Genomic DNA, 15,719 nt, shown 5'->3' with positions numbered 1-15,719 from the left:
TCACCTCGCCAACGGCCATTGTGCGGCTGCGCTGCATCGACATCAGGTCTTCGCGCTCGGTTTCACTCAGATTCATTTTGCCCATGCACTATTAGATCAGTGCAATTTCATTGGTTCACTGGACTAGAGATTTCCGGGATCGTTGGTCGCAGCGCTTACGATGGTCTGAGGGCAATGCTGATCAAGTCCACCGTTCATGACTGTCATGCGTTATAGCGTGGACATGCAACGGCGAAAGCGAAAAACGATGAAACAACTGACACTGGCGATGGCTGTCGATCAATGCGCAGGATTCGGGGCGCAGCGCAAGCCTACGCGACGCGAAGCGTTTCTCGACGAGATGAACGCGATCGTGCCGTGGGCGGAGCTGTGCGCAGTGGCGGAGCCGTTTTATCCGAAACGCGGCAATGGTCGCCCGCCGATCGCGCTGGAGCGCATGTTGCGGATTCACTTTGTGCAGTACTGGTTCAATCTTGCCGATCTTGCATGCGAAGAGACGCTGTACGACAGTCTCAGCCTGCGCCGTTTCGTTGGCATTGACCTTGGCAGCGAAACGGTTCCGGACGCCACCACGCTGCTCAAATTCCGGCACCTGCTGGAGGAGCACAAGTGAGCGAACGAATCTTCGCGGAAGTGGGAGTGGGGTTGCAGGCGCGGGGAGCAAAGCTCAAGAGTGGCACGATCGTCGACGCCACGCTGACCGGTGCCCCCTCGTCGACGAAGAACAAGGAGAGGGCGCGCGACCCCGAAATGCATCAGACGACGCAAAGGCCAGCAGTGGTATTTCGGCATGAAGTTGTATATCGGTGTGGACAGTCAGAGCGGGCTGGCGCATAGCGCGGTCGTGACGGCCGCAAACGTGCACGACAAGCATCCGCTGCCACAGTTGCTGCACAGTGAGGAGCAACGCGTCTACGGTGACAGCGCATACGCGAGCCAGAAAGCACTGATTCACAGCAAGGCCCCAAAGGCACGTGACTTCACCAACAAGCGCACGCGCCGCAAGGACATCGTCGACGAAGTGGCGCGGCGCAAGAACCGCAACAAGTCGAAGATCCGCGCCCGGGTCGAGCGCGTGTTCGCGGTCGTGAAGCGGCTGTGGGGCTTCACGAAGGTTCGCTATCGCGGGCTGGCAAAAAACGCCAATCGCGCCTTCGTTGCGCCCGCGCTGGCCAATCTTTGCATGTGGCGAGGTCGCTCGACGGCACAGGTGCGCCCGTAGAGGGCCAAAGACGGGCGAAGAGCCCGTGCAGAGCCCCTCAAGGGGCCCAACATGAGCTGGAATGCCCGCTTTTACGGCTGCGATTCGCGATTTCGAAAGTTTACACATGCCTTGGTCGCAAGCAATCGTGTTTACCGGGCTTGATCAGCGCTGCCCTAGACGCCGCCCCGGCCGACATGGTGCCGACGAAGGCGAGCCGGAGGCCTGAAATAGGCCTCCGGCGCACCAGCGGGGTAGTCAGGCAGTCCCCACGCCAAAGGCCACCGCTCCGGCATCCTCTGCACATGTGGCCGACAACAGCCATGGTTTCTATCCTGTCCACTGCAGGGATACCACCGAGCTATACAATGCGCGAATGGGCCTCGCGAACCACCACTTTCCCCGATCCAGACATCCCTGAGAAGACTCGATCCCTGTGAAAACCCTGCCACTGCAAAAGCGTGCTGGACCAGGATATGGAGCCGGTGACGACGATCCGCCACCGCAATCTGCAGACCCGGGCATTCGGCGTGGATCCGTTGAACTGCGTGCTGCGGGAGCCCGTTGCGCTACATCGGCATCACCCGGGGCAAGTCGGTGGCGCGCGCAAAAATTGTTGCCTGACCGCTCAGCGGGCGCAGTCCGTCCGGAGGCCGGGGAAATGGCATGTTTGTCGGGTTTGGGCATGAAGGCGACGTAGTCGCGCTTCATGGTTTTCACGAAGCTCTCGGCCATACAATTGCTTTGCGGACCCACCGGTGTCGTGAGAGGCGCGAATCCAATACCACTCGCAAACGCACGTTTCGCGGGCAATATATCCTGAGCCGTTATCGCTTGGCCATTCAATCGAAGACGGTACGGCATCGACATTGCCAAACCGATGCTCGACGGCTGCAAGCATCATGTCCCGAACGTTGTTGCGGGTTTAGCCACCGTCGTCGCGACCCAGCTCATTGCCTCCCGGTCGCGGCAATCCAGCGCGAAGGTAGCGCGCAATGGCTCGCAGTTCTCGCACCGGAATTCGAAGCCATTGGAGCACCAGCGTTGATTGCTTCTGGCCACCGCAACCCGTCCGTCATGTCGCCGCGTGACGGAGTGACGACTTCGGTCGGCGTTGCAGCAGCAGGCTGTGAACGCGCATGACACGATAGCTGCGCTTTGCGCTCACCGCCCCAGCCCCACGCACCTCCCGGTTGCTGCGGATAACACCCCAAAGCCACCGATAGCCGTAGCTCGGCAAATCGATAACGGTCTCCCGTATTACCGCTACCAGTTCGGCATCGTCTGTCTGCACGGCGCTGTGCCCGTCTTGCCAGCCGGCAGGGCGTCCGCGCCTGATCGACACGTTCGAGCGCGCCACGCCGAAAACTTCACAGACCTGCTTCACTGGTCGTTCCCCGGCAATGATGGCGAGCGCGCTATCCTTTTTTTCCCGACCGTACTCCACTGCTTCTTTCAGAACTTCAACTTCTACGGTCTTGAGCGCGTCTGCCAGCTCCGAAGCGGGCACGACCTCTTCACCGATGAACACCGCCGACAGGCTGCCGTCCTGATACAGCTTCTTCCAATGGAACAGCTGGTTTGGATTGACGCCATGTTGGCGAGCCACCATCGACACGGTCTTGCTCGGCTCCAGACTCTCCCGAACCATCGCCGCTTTCTCTTCCGCAGCCCCACTGTCGGCGGCGCTCCGGTCCCGTCAACATTTCCACACTTCCTGCTTGCTGTTAGCTCTAAACACAGTGTATGACTACCCGTTATTTAAGGTAGGCCGTCTCCAGCAGTTCAAGGGGTTGTTCCCCGGATTGCAGAGACTTTTACGCGTGAATCGCGGAAACCCTGCATCTGGCGCTCGCGTCGGCGGGTGAGCGGATGACTGTTTTTCAGCGCGGTTGTTCACTTCTGCCGACGTCTTGACGAAACATGCGTTACGCCGGCGAGTTCCGGCACTTCCGCTTTCGCTGTCGACTAGCTTCACACCGAATTCGTAGGGCGTAGGCACCTGCCTTTCGCCAGATATTCAACCTCCGGTGCGTGCAGCGCGTGGAAGCACACGCTCCCACCGCACATCCGCGTTCGCAAGAAAGCTTTGGTCTTGAGCGCTTGCAGAAATATCTCGAGGATATGGAGCTCATATAGGCGTGAGCAGTCGCGGGGCTCGGTGTGGGCCATACTGCTCGTCGTCGGCCATGCGTACCTCGTTACGCGGGGATCGGCAGACCCATGCGCACCCATCGGCAATCCTTCAATCCCACCATAAACCATGACATCAATTTTATTGATTCAAATTTGCTTGCGTCGTGGCAGAAGCTCCGGACACAATCTCGTGAACATCGCGCTTTGAACTTTGAAATAGTCCGCCCACATCAGAAGCGTTCGGCAGGTATCCCGGCTTGTTTGCTCGTGACCGGTTCGATCAACACCATAGTGACGACTCTTATACGGAGACCTATGGTTACCAAGGCTCTGCGATCTACTCCGGCGCCGTGCAGCATTTTGCGGCAAATTCACCTTGAGAAATCATGGCAAAGCTCGTAAGCATTAGCGCAATACCCCGAATGCCGTCCAGACTCCATGCAACGTGACAGGCTTCGCCGCAGCTCTTAAATAGTTCGCGGTCGAGTTAAGCGTTGACGGCAACTGGGAGTCTGGCGGGCGTGCCGCTGCATCCCCATCTTCGTTGGAATTTCAAAACTTCTAATGCAGACAATTCATTTCGGCAATCGCAAATTCCTAAGAGCCTTTGAACTGGCCGCCCTTTCGCTTGGCGTAGCGGTCACGACGATGCCGCTGCCAGCCCGAGCGGCGACCAACTGGGTCTCGACCCGCACGCAAGCGTTCCTCCTGTCGAATGCGTCGGCATCGGCCGGCCCCTATGCGGCGCGCCGCTACTCGCTGAACAGCTTCAGCAATACTGCGCTGACCGATACGAATGTGACGCCGCTCGAATTGAGTCAGCCGCTGCACATCACCGTGGCACTGAAGCACCGCAACGTGGACCAGCTCGACAGGTTTCTTCGCGACCTCAATCAGCCGGGTAGCGTCAGTTACCACAGGTACCTCACACCGGCCGAATTCAGGGCGCGCTTCTCGCCGACCGACGCGCAGGTCGCGGCCGTAGTCGCTCATCTGAAGGCGAACGGCTTCCGCAACGTCTCCGTATCAGAGAACAACATGCTGATCTTCGCCGAAGGCAACGCAAACAACGTGCAAAGCGCCTTCCAGACGAGCATCAAGCGCTTCAACTATAATGGCAAGCCGGTCTACGGGAACGATTTGTCAGCCTTTGTCCCGCCATGGCTCGGCTCGGTCGTTGATTCGGTACTCGGCCTGCAGAATGCGGTCGTGCCGCACATCATGCTCCAACGCTTCGCGCCGGAAGCGGTCATCGAACCGAACTCCATTGAGAAGAGCATGACAGACGCGTCGCAGCTGGTCGGTCACCAGCCAACCGATTTCGCGAAGATCTATGACGCGGACAGCCTGCCCGCTGCGACCAACACGACGGTGGGCATCATCAGCTGGGGCGACATGACTCAGACCATTGCCGACCTCAACACCTTCACGCAGAACGCACACCTGCCGAAGGTCAACACGGCGGTCGTCGCGGATGGATCGGGCGTCCCGGTCCACGACGCCGAACTCGAGTGGGCTCTCGACAGCCAGGTCATCATCGGCACATCCGGCGGCGTCAAGGAGCTGATCTTCTATCCGGCCATGAGCGGTGACGGCAACGACCAAGTCACCGACGCAACGCTGAACGCTGCTTTCAACAAAGCGGTGACCGACAATAAGGCTACCATAATCAATGTGTCGATCGGGCAGGACGAACATGCAACCTACAAGGACGGCGCGCTCGCCGCCGACGACGCGGTGTTCAAGCAGGCAGTCGCACAAGGACAGATCTTCTCAGTCTCTTCAGGCGATGCTGGAGCCTATGTTGAATCGCATTCGAAGCGTGGCGCCCAAGGGTACGTCGGTACGTTCGACGGAAGCTCGGTCACCACGATGATCGATCTGTCCAAATACGGCGTGGAGTATCCCGCTAGCTCGCCGTATGTCGTCGCAGTGGGCGGCACGATGCTCGCCACGACCGGCACCATGACGTGGGGCGGCGAAACCGTATGGAATGGCGGCGTCGACTACGCGGACCGCGACAGTAACGGGGAGCCGGTCGACAACGCGGTGCGCATTTGGGCGACGGGAGGGGGCGTGAGCGTGTACGAAGCCGCGCCCAGCTGGCAGACCGCGGCGCTCGGCAGTTCGGTGACGATGCGTGCCGTGCCCGACGTGGCGTTCGATGCGGCGCGATCGACAGGCGCCTACATCATCGTCAACGGGCAGAAGAGGAACTCGCCAATCGGCGGCACAAGCCTCGCGTCACCAATCTTCGTGGGCGGCTGGGCGCGGCTCGAATCGGCCAAGAACAACAGCCTCAGCCTGCCAACGCCGGCGTTCTATGAGAATCTCCCGGGCAATACGGCGCTGTACCACGACGTGACATCGGGCAACAACGGCTACCATGGCTACGGCTTCACTGCGAAGCCAGGCTGGGACATGGTTACGGGCTTCGGCAGCTTGGACTTCGCGAAGATCAGCGCGGCAATGCCAAGTTGGCGCGCGCAGTAAGGTTGCGTCGCGTTAGCGAGGTCGAGCAGAGTCGAATCCAAATGTATGCCACACATGATGGCAAACACGAAGATACCGCGCACGAGGCAGTCCGCCGGTATTGGCAACGTGATATAGCGGCTGCATTGTGCGTTGGACGTGATGCTGATGTGTGTGGTGCGTGGCGTACCGGCTGAATTTGCGTAACCTGGATGAAATGATGAGTGGGCGGAGTATTCAGGTCGATCATTCAAGCGTGCACCGCTGGGCGATAAAGCTCGTACGGTTGTTGCAAAAAAGAATTTCGCGAATGCAAACGCCACATGGGTGGGAGTTGACGCATGGACGAAACCTATGTGAAGTTCAAGGGAACAATGGAAGTACCTGTTCCGCGCCGTCGGCAAGGTGGCTAAGACGGTCGATTTCCTGTTGCGTGCCCATCGTGACAAGGTCGCCGCTCGACGTTACTTCGAGAAGACGATTGCACGGAACGGTGAGCCCGAAACGGCTGCCGCGGACAGAAGCGGCAGCCGATCTGGCTGAGCCTCCAAGTGCTCAACGCCGGGCGGCCCACACCTATCAACGTCCGACAGAAGAGGTAGCTGAACAAATCAGCGCGCAGGACCATCGCGCCATCAGGCGCATCATCGCACCGATGATGGGATTTGGGGATTCTGGTGCGCGCACATCATCCGCTCCGGTATCCAGATCATGCACATGATCCGAAAAGGGCAAATCAAAGATGGCGATACAGATCGAACAGTTGCCGCGCGGTTCTATTCACTGGCAATGTCAGTAATCCCTATCGTGACGGGCCCGATTCCACTATCGCGGCGCGGCCCCCTTTGCGGTGGCCGTCGTGGCCGGAATTCTCTTCTACGAGGACATGGCCGCAACGGACTTCATTCGGGTCGAAGAACAAGGCGGCATCCAAGTGCCAACGGGTTTGGAATTTGCGCATCAGGTATGTCACGCGCCATGCCACCACGATACCACGGTCGGCGCGCGCTCGCCGCGGCCCATGGCGGCCAATTGCAGGTTTTGACTCTGCAGCCGTCATTGGCAAAGACCAGTTCTACCTGATCCGGGAAAGCCCGTAAGGCGCGATGCGCTGCTTCCCGGGCGTCCTCCCAGCAAAATCATGTAAGGGCAAACTTGGCGTTTCTTCGCTCTCACATTGAAGTTTCAGCAGAATCACAAAAATTTCGGAAAACAATTGGTATGGCTTTATCTCGCGCAGCAACCGCATTGCTGCTGGCTGGATTGATAACCGCGCAGACTGCTCACGCACGGGTGACACTCAACTTCGTGAACGCCGATATCGACCAGGTCGCCAAGGCGATTGGCGCGGCGACGGGCAAGACAATCATTGTCGACCCACGCGTCACAGGTCAGTTAAACCTGGTATCGGAAAACGCAGTGCCTGAGGATCAGGCGCTGAAGACGTTGCAATCGGCGCTGCGTATGCAGGGTTTCGCGCTCGTGCAGGATCATGGTGTGCTGAAAGTGGTGCCCGAGGCCGACGCCAAGCTGCAAGGCGTGCCGACCTACGTCGGCAACGCGCCGACGGCGCGCGGCGACCAGGTCGTCACTCAGGTCTTCACGCTGAGGAACGAATCGGCCAACAACCTGCTGCCGGTACTGCGTCCGCTGATCTCGCCGAATAACACTGTCGCGGCCTACCCCGCCAACAATACGATCGTCGTCACCGACTACGCCGACAACGTGCGGCGCATCGCCCGGATCATCGCGGGCGTCGATAGCGCGGCCGGCCAGGCGGTTGCAGTCGTGCCGCTGAAGAACGCGAACGCGATCGACATCGCGCAGCAGATGAACAAGATGCTCGATCCGGGCTCGATCGGCAGCACGGACGCGAGGCTCAAGGTGTCGATCACGTCGGATCCGCGCACCAACTCGCTGCTGATGCGCGCGTCGAACGCCGCACGCCTCGCGGCGGCCAAGGAACTCGCGAATCAGCTCGACATGCCGACCACGATGCCGGGCAACATCCATGTCGTGCCGCTGCGCAACGCCGACGCGACGAAGCTCGCGCGCACGCTGCGCAGCATGCTCGGCAAGGGCGGCGGCGAGGGCTCGACGGGCGGCGCGAACGAGGCGAACTCGTTCAACCAGAACGCCAGCGGCGGCGGTCCGTCGAACAGCAGCAGTTCGACGGGCACGCCGCCGTTGCCGTCGGGCGGCCTCGGCGGCGGCTCGATGAACTCCCCCATGGGCGGCGGCGCCTCGGGCTCGAACAGTAATAGCGGTGGCTTTCTCGGCAGCGACAAGGAGAAGAGCGAGGACCAGGGCGGCGGCATGATCACGGCCGATCCCGCGACCAACTCGCTGATCATCACCGCGCCCGAAGCGACGTACCGTAACTTGCGCGCGGTGATCGACCAGCTCGATGCGCGTCGCGCGCAGGTGTATATCGAGGCACTGATCGTCGAGCTGAACTCGAACACGAGCGGCAACCTCGGCATTCAGTGGCAGGTCGCGAACGGTAACTTGTTTGCCGGTACTAATCTGGCGACTGGCTCGGGCAACAGCATCGTTAATCTCACGACTGCAGCCGCGGCCGCTGGCACCACCGGCGGTCTGGCCGCGGCGCTCGGCTCGAAAGCCGCGCCGCTCCAGCAGGGCCTGAACGTCGGCTGGATCCACAACATTTTCGGCGTGCAGGGTCTCGGCGCGCTGCTGCAGGCGCTGTCACAGACCGAAGATGCCAACGTGCTATCCACGCCGAACCTGATCACGCTCGACAACGAAGAAGCGAAGATCATCGTCGGTACCAACGTGCCGATCCAGACCGGTTCCTACTCGAACCTGACGAGCGGCACGACGAGCGCGGCGTTCAACACGTTCGACCGCGTCGACATCGGTCTGACGCTGCACGTGAAGCCGCAGATCACCGACGGCGGCATCCTGAAGCTGCAGCTCTACACCGAAGACTCGGTGATCGACAACGACACGAGCAACGCGTCGACGAACCCGGCGAGCCCGGAATTCAAGAGGCGTTCGATCCAGTCGACCGTGCTATGCGATAACGGCGAGATCATCGTTCTCGGCGGCCTGATGCAGGACGACTATCGAGTGACGAACAGCAAGGTGCCGCTGCTCGGCGACATTCCGTGGCTGGGCCAGCTGTTCCGTTCCGAGCAGAAGACCCGCGACAAGACTAACCTGATGGTGTTCCTGCGCCCGGTCATCCTGAGCGACCGCGACACCACGCAGGCCGTCACGGCGAACCGCTATGAATACATCCAGGGTGTGCAGGGCGCGTACCGTTCGGACAACAACATCATGAGGGATCGCGACGATCCGGTTGTGCCGCCGATGCCGCTCGGCCCGAGCCAGGGCGGGGTGCCGGCGCTGAATCTGTTCGACCTGAACCAGATGCGCCGCCAGCAGATGATGCCGCAGCAGGCACCGCAAGAGGTGCCTCAACAGGTACCGCCGCAGGCCGTACCGCAAGCCGGCGCGCCGGCCGTGCCGCAAGCTGGCGCGCAGACCCCGACCCAACCGATGCCGCAAACCTTGCCTCAACCGGTCGTCGTCGAGCCAGCAAGCGGCGCGATGCCGAGCACGGTGTCGCCGGGAGCGCGTCCGTGACGCAGACGCCCGCGCAAACCGCGCCCTCGCAACGTCTGCTGAACGGCGACGCCGCGGCCGGCGAGCGCGCTGCGCCCTCGCCGCTCGCTGCCCGGCTCGTGCCGTACGGCTTTACGCGCAGCGGCCAAATCTTGGTCGCGCATCAGCATGCCGATAGCCTCGAGGTCTGGATCAGCGAGCGCACGAGCGAAGCCGCGCGCAACTTCGGCGCGGTGTCGGTCGTGCGCGTGCCCGTCGACGATCTCGCGCAGGCGATCAACCAGGCCTACGCGCGCCAGGACGGCAGCGCCGCGCAGGTGGTCGGCGAAGTGGAAGGCGAAGTCGATCTGTCGCGGCCGATGCAAGATATCCCCGAGGGCGAGGATCTGCTCGAATCGGAAGACGACGCGCCGATCATCCGCATGATCAATGCGCTGCTCACACAAGCGGCGCGCGAGCAGGCATCGGATATCCACATCGAACCGTTCGAGAATGCGTCCGTGGTGCGTTTTCGCGTCGACGGCACGCTCCGCGACGTGGTGCGGCCGAAAAAAGCGCTGCATGGCGCGCTGATCTCGCGGATCAAGATCATGGCACAGCTCGACATCGCGGAGAAACGTTTGCCGCAGGACGGCCGCATCACGCTGCGCGTCGGCGGTCGTCCGGTCGACGTGCGCGTATCGACGCTGTCGACCGGCCACGGCGAGCGCGCAGTGCTGCGTCTGCTTGAGAAAGACGCGGCGCGGCTCAATCTCGAAGCGCTCGGCATGGCATCCGACACGCTCGGCCAGTTCGACAAGCTGATCGGCAAGCCGCACGGCATCGTGCTCGTGACGGGCCCGACCGGCTCAGGCAAGACGACGCTGCTGTACGCGTCGATGTCGCGACTGGAGGCGGCGACCACCAACATCATGAGGGTGGAAGACCCGATCGAATACGACCTGTCCGGCATCAGCCAGACCCAGGTCAACGAGCGGATTGGCATGAACTTCGCGCGCGCATTGCGCTCGATTCTGCGTCAGGACCCGGACATCATCATGATCGGTGAAATCCGCGATCTCGAAACCGCGCAGATCGCGGTGCAGGCGTCGCTGACGGGTCACCTGGTGCTCGCGACGCTGCACACGAACGACGCGGCATCGGCTCACCCGTCTGACCGACATGGGCGTCGAGCCGTATCTGCTCGCGTCCTCGCTGCTCCGCGTGCTCGCGCAGCGGCTCGTGCGGCGCCTGTGTCCGGTGTGCCGCGAAGAGCGCACCGAAGAGGACGGCAGCAAGCGCTGGCATCCGGTCGGCTGCGACCGTTGTGGCCAGTCGGGTTACGCGGTACGCCGCGGCGTCTACGAACTGCTGCTGATCGACGAATCGATCCGCTCGCTGATCCACCGCAACGCGGCCGATGCCGAAATTCTCGAAGCGGGCCGCGCCCAGTGCATGCGCACGCTGCGCGAGGATTCGGAGCGCTGGCTCGCGTCGGGACCGACGTCGCTCGGAGAAGTGATTCGCGTGACGGGCGGAGCATGAGCGCATGCGGGCACTCCGTGGAGAGTGACATTAGATTTTCCTTTTCTCATGCGCGCCGTGCGGCTTCTGCCTTGCCTGCGGAACGCGGCTCTCACCGGAAAGCGCAGCTAAGGCAGCGCGGCGCCGCTATCATCAGCGCGTTGCTGGTGGTGACGCTGTCGGCAATTCTCGTCTCCAGCATTTTATGGCGCCAGCAGGTGCAGATCCGGCGCATCGAGAATCAGCGGCTGCTGTCGCAGGCGCAATGGGGCGCGCGCGGCGCGCTCGACTGGACCCGGCTGATCCTGCGCTCCGAAGGCGACACGTCGGCGGGTATCACCTATCTGGGTGGCGTTCGGGACGAGCCCATCGCGAAAGCGCGGCTGTCGGATTTTCTCGGCCAGATCGGCGAGGTGCGCGCTGAGCAGGGCGCGGCCACGTACCTGTCGGGCTCGATCGAGGACGCGCAGTCCAGATTCAATCTGCGCAGCCTGGTCGCGAGTCCGGCGCCCGGCGTCATGCAAATCAGCGCCGAGCAGATGGCCGCGTATCAGCGCCTGCTGGTGTCGCTCGGCCTGAGCGGGCAGCTCGCCAAAGTGACCGCGCTGCATGTGCGCGCGGGACTGTCGCAATCGGCGACGCGCTTTCAGACCGGCACGTCGATCAGCAGCTCGCCGCAGGTCGGCGGCGGCGGTATGACGGGTGGCAACTTCACGAACCAGCCCGGCATCGAGGACAGCGACGACAACGTGGCGGTCGCACCGCTGCTAATGACGGGCGTCGATTCGCTGCTCGACATTCCGGGCTACACACCGGAGATCGTCGCAAAGCTGCGGCCGTTCGTCATCGTGCTGCCGACGGTCACCGCGATCAACATGAACACCGCGTCGGCCGAAGTAATCGCGGCGGTGGTGCCGGGCATGACCGTGCCGCAGGCGCAGACACTCGTCGCGCGGCGCCAGACCGTGATTTTCCGCAATGCCGGCGACGTGCAACTCGCGCTGACCGCCGCCGGCGTGCAATCGGCGTCGATCGATCCGAATCAGTTCGACGTCAATTCGAGCTACTTTTTAGTCCACGGCACTGTGCAGCACGAGCGCGCCGAAGTGGATCGCACGACGCTCGTCTATCGCGATCCGCTGACTCACACTACGCGTATCGTGCGGGTACAAGACCAACTATGAATAGCGCAACACACAGAGAGAGTGGCCTTTGAGCACGCTGATCGTCCTATTGCCGCGTAATCCGGCGGTGCTCTCGCAGGAGTGGCAACTGCCCGAGTTGCCGTGGTTCCGTCGCAATAAGGAAGGTGGCCGGCGAGTTCGCCGAAATACAGAGGATTGCTTATGCAGAAAGGGAATAGAATTGCTGGGCGGGAGAGAGTGCCTTACGGCCGTCGCTCATCTGACCTTTGCGAATCATATGCATGGTCTCAATTCCGACCAGAATGATGCATGCGCAACGAAAATTCTTGAAACCCAGCATTGGGGGCGTTCGACGCTTGATGGCCCGGTGATCCTGTTCGACAATGTTGTTCAGTTACTTCCTCTGACGGACCTCGATTGGCGTTTCCCGCTTGGCGTTGATCGCTTGCAAGGCCGCCAGATTCGATCCACTCTTATCGATCGTCACGGTCTCGGGTTCGCCGTTCTGGTCAATTGCCTTTTCGAAATAAGCCCGGGCCGCAGCCTTATCCAGTCGGGATCGCAGCAGAAAATCAATGGTGTTGCCTGCCTTGTCGACGGCCCGGTAAAGAGATACCGCCACTCATCCCTCCACCAATAGACGGACCCGCTCGCACAACTGATTTTGTAATCAATCTTGTGCGACCGCAGCATCGCTTGCAGAGCCCCGCTGGATAAGCTCAGGAGGCCAGATCCTGTTTCAACTAATGAGCAACTGTCTTACCAGTCAAGCCGTGTGGATGGATTCATCCCACGGCTTTCCTGTTTTTGCGATGGCGTTGAGGATCAGCAGCTTTCTCATGCAGGCAACCAGAACAACCTTGTTCGGCTTGCCGGTGGCGACGAGCCGATGATAGAAAGCCCCAATTACCGGGTTGAAGCGTACGGCCGCTAACGTCGCCATATGCAACATGCGCCTGACAGCGGCACGTCCGCCGAAGATCATTCGTTTGCCGCGAAACGCTCCCGAGTCGCGGTTGAAGGGCGCTACCCCGATCAGCGCACTGACCTCCTCACGCCGCGTCAGCTTGCCGAGCTCTGGCACGTCGGCGATCAGCGTGGCGACGATAGCGGGTCCTACTCCGCGAACCCTGGATAGGGAACGGTTGATGGAACAACCGGTCTCATCAACTCATACCTGCTCCTATGAAACAGAAACTCACGCGACTTGCAGGTCGCACAAACATGTTCTTGGCAAGATCGATTCCAATGGTGACAAGGGACATGGACTTCCCCTCCTGCTGGCGTTGATGAAGATTCGACGCTCCATCATGGCACTTTGATGCCGACATTCGCGGCTTCCGCCGCAGCCTCGGGACGGGGAATGTCCGCGCCGACGGTATTTTGAGCCACCGGGCCGATTGAATTTTGAGCCGGGGTGGAGACCGGTCTAAAGCAGGACCGGTTGTGGATAAGTGTATGGGTTTCCGGGGTCGTTGTCCTCCTGCGTATGAGGGCGGGTTGCGCAGGGGAATCTGCGAGGGGCGTAGCTCGTAGCAGATTCCCCTGCGCTGGCGAACGACGTCAGGCTGATTCGGCCGCACTTGCGCCGTCGCCTCTGCGCGCCGCTTCTCGCGAGCGGATGTGTTTCTTTGCACTGGCGCTGCTATGCCGGAAACGGTAGCTTTCGTTGCCGGTCTCCACGATGTGGCAGTGGTGCGTCAGCCGGTCCAGCAATGCCGTAGTCATCTTCGCGTCGCCGAATACACTGGACCATTCAGCGAAGTCCAGATTCGTAACGGCAACGCTCGTGTGCTCGTACAGCCGGCTCAGGAGATGGAACACCAACGCCCCGCCGGCCTGGCTGAAGGGCAGATACCCGAGCTCGTCCAGAATGACCAGGTCGAGACGCAGCAGGCTCGCAGCGATCCGTCCCGCGCGGCCCTGCGCCTTTTCCTGCTCCAGTGCGTTGGCCAGATCCACGGTCGAGTAGAAGCGCACGCGCTTGCCGTGATGAATGATTCCGGACACCCCGATGGCGGTCGCCAGATGAGTCTTGCCCGAGCCCGGCCCGCCGACCAGAACCAGGTTCTGTGCGCCCTCGGTGAACGCCATGCTGGCCAGTTGCATGACGAGCTGGCGATCGACGTCCGCCGAAGTAAAGATGTTCCGTTTTGCGAAGTAAAATTGAACCTTCGCTGAATTCAGTGGAATTTCAGCATCGGATAGGAATTACTATCCTTATAAATCAAATTGTTGCGATACTCGCGAAGTAAAGTTGAGATCTTTCGTGAGTCCAGGTGCGCACTGATTTACGGCCATGTAGCCGAGTCTCTAGCGTCCGGGGGCGCCAAATGCCTGATCGAACTGCCTTGCCCGTTTGACCTCGTCGCCGTGGAGGTAAATCGACGTCGTCGATATTGACGAATGCCTCAAGTTGTCGCGCACCATGATCAGTTCGGCCCCGCGCGCGAGCGCGATTGATGCGTGCGTGTGGCGCATCCAGTGCGGGCTCGCGCGGCGCAGCTTTTCCGCCATCGCAGGCCGCTCATCCTTAATCGCGTCGGCGACCAGCACGAAGAAGCGTCGCAGCACGCGTCCGAGCCGTGTGGCATTGATGCCGGTACCATCCTCCTCTAGGCTGGCGACGAGCACCGTCGCCGGGTCCCATCGGTCCTGGGTGACCGGTAACCCGCGTTGCACCAGGTACTGATCGAGTGCCATCCGTGCCAGCGTCGGGAGCGCAACCTTGCCTGTCTTGCCACCCTTGCCGGTGATGTGTAGCCAGTGATCGCCATGATCATCGGTGAAGACGTTGCCGAGCGTCGCGCCCGTCAGTTCGCTGGCCCGCAGGCCGGTCGCGTAGCCGAAATCCAGCAAGAATCGAAGCCGCCGGGCGGCCGCCTCGCTCCAGCCGTAGGACCATTCGAGGCCATCGGCGATCGTGCGGAGCAGCAGCCACTCGCCTTCAGTAAAGCCGCGGGTGACATCGAGGCCCGCCTTTGCGTTTCCTCGTACCTTGACGCCCGCGAATGGGTTCGCAAGAACGTAGCGCTGCTCGACCAGCCAGCGGAACAGGGCCGCAAGTACGGTGAGTGCGTACGCGGCGGAGCGCGTCGACAGTCGCCCGCTGAACGGTCGCCATTCGACGCTTTGTCGCGACCGCGACGGCCCGACCCAGCGTTCCCTCGGCGTCGGCCGTCGCAGGAACGCCCGGTAGGCGATTGCGTCGTCAGTGGTCAGCGATGACAGCGCGCAGCCCCGTTCGACGATCGCCCACAGGATCAGGCGCTCCGCCTCCTTCCGGTAGGCGCGCTGCGTGGCCACCGATTCGTGCAACGACAGCCACGATTGAGTTGCCTCATAGTCGTTCGACGCCTTGAGCAAACAGACGTGCCGTGGTGCGCGAAACTGTCCGTGCGAGCCGTCGACCTCGTGCGGCAGACGCAGCTGTTCCCACGGCACCACCGGCCCGGAAGGGGCTGCCACAACCAGTGCGCGTGCACGCTCGGTCAGCGCGGGATGGGCCGCAAAGAAAGCTTCGACCTGGCGTGCGCCTGCCGTGCGTAAGCGGTAATTTCGGCTCATCTGGAACCTGCGGGTAACAGGGATCAAGATTGCGTCCGCAACTTACACACTGCGGACGCAGATCATGACTGACCCACAAACTGACTTTGACTTCCTGCCCCTGC

5 protein-coding genes and 7 pseudogenes are annotated in these 15,719 nt (G+C 61.4%); 7 read left to right on the top strand and 5 right to left on the bottom strand.

Annotated elements, in window-relative coordinates:
* Positions 1 to 205: 205 nt before the first annotated feature.
* Positions 206 to 613: a transposase gene (locus AB4Y40_RS42210; RefSeq protein WP_368692916.1), complete on the top strand. Its 408-nt coding sequence runs from the start codon at positions 206 to 208 to the stop codon at positions 611 to 613.
* 90 nt (positions 614 to 703) lie between these two features.
* On the top strand, positions 704 to 1,222 hold the full coding sequence (locus tag AB4Y40_RS42205) for an IS5 family transposase (protein ID WP_368692915.1): 519 nt from the start codon (positions 704 to 706) through the stop codon (positions 1,220 to 1,222).
* A gap of 651 nt (positions 1,223 to 1,873) precedes the next feature.
* On the opposite strand, the pseudogene AB4Y40_RS42200 reads toward AB4Y40_RS42205, so the two are convergent.
* A pseudogene (locus tag AB4Y40_RS42200) lies at positions 1,874 to 2,913 on the bottom strand (IS3 family transposase); the annotation flags it as partial.
* A 988-nt stretch (positions 2,914 to 3,901) separates the two neighbouring features.
* Between AB4Y40_RS42200 and AB4Y40_RS42195 the strand changes: the two are divergent.
* From AB4Y40_RS42195 to gspK, 5 genes and pseudogenes are all read left to right on the top strand, one after another.
* Positions 3,902 to 5,830, top strand: coding sequence for a protease pro-enzyme activation domain-containing protein (locus tag AB4Y40_RS42195; protein WP_368692914.1), 1,929 nt, complete (start codon positions 3,902 to 3,904; stop codon positions 5,828 to 5,830).
* Between the two features lie 141 nt (positions 5,831 to 5,971).
* Positions 5,972 to 6,595, top strand: a pseudogene (locus tag AB4Y40_RS42190) (IS6 family transposase); the annotation flags it as partial.
* Between the two features lie 435 nt (positions 6,596 to 7,030).
* Complete coding sequence (gene gspD / locus AB4Y40_RS42185; protein WP_368692913.1) at positions 7,031 to 9,421, top strand: type II secretion system secretin GspD; 2,391 nt, start codon at positions 7,031 to 7,033, stop codon at positions 9,419 to 9,421.
* 35 nt (positions 9,422 to 9,456) lie between these two features.
* A pseudogene (gspE, locus tag AB4Y40_RS42180) lies at positions 9,457 to 10,924 on the top strand (type II secretion system ATPase GspE).
* A 29-nt stretch (positions 10,925 to 10,953) separates the two neighbouring features.
* Positions 10,954 to 12,087, top strand: coding sequence for a type II secretion system minor pseudopilin GspK (gene gspK / locus AB4Y40_RS42175; RefSeq protein ID WP_368692917.1), 1,134 nt, complete (start codon positions 10,954 to 10,956; stop codon positions 12,085 to 12,087).
* Positions 12,088 to 12,247: 160 nt separating this feature from the next.
* Here gspK and AB4Y40_RS42170 read toward each other — a convergent pair.
* The 4 pseudogenes from AB4Y40_RS42170 to AB4Y40_RS42155 all read right to left on the bottom strand — a co-directional run.
* A pseudogene (locus AB4Y40_RS42170) lies at positions 12,248 to 12,672 on the bottom strand (transposase); the annotation flags it as partial.
* A 142-nt stretch (positions 12,673 to 12,814) separates the two neighbouring features.
* Positions 12,815 to 13,186 (bottom strand): annotated as a pseudogene (locus tag AB4Y40_RS42165) (transposase); the annotation flags it as partial.
* 425 nt (positions 13,187 to 13,611) lie between these two features.
* Positions 13,612 to 14,175, bottom strand: a pseudogene (istB, locus tag AB4Y40_RS42160) (IS21-like element helper ATPase IstB); the annotation flags it as partial.
* A gap of 186 nt (positions 14,176 to 14,361) precedes the next feature.
* Positions 14,362 to 15,585 (bottom strand): annotated as a pseudogene (locus AB4Y40_RS42155) (tyrosine-type recombinase/integrase); the annotation flags it as partial.
* Positions 15,586 to 15,719: the final 134 nt, after the last annotated feature.

Origin of the sequence: Paraburkholderia sp. EG287B (assembly GCF_040965595.1) — a bacterium.
GTDB lineage: Bacteria > Pseudomonadota > Gammaproteobacteria > Burkholderiales > Burkholderiaceae > Paraburkholderia.
The sequence above is the reverse complement of the archived record's forward strand: the minus strand, read 5'-3'. Positions and strand labels throughout refer to the sequence as shown.

Excerpts from the sequence above, each read along its gene's own strand:
- AB4Y40_RS42210 (WP_368692916.1), top strand. The coding sequence starts at position 206 with ATGCGTTATAGCGTGGACATGCAACGGCGAAAGCGAAAAACGATGAAA.
- AB4Y40_RS42195 (WP_368692914.1), top strand. The coding sequence starts at position 3,902 with ATGCAGACAATTCATTTCGGCAATCGCAAATTCCTAAGAGCCTTTGAA.
- gspD (WP_368692913.1), top strand. The coding sequence starts at position 7,031 with ATGGCTTTATCTCGCGCAGCAACCGCATTGCTGCTGGCTGGATTGATA.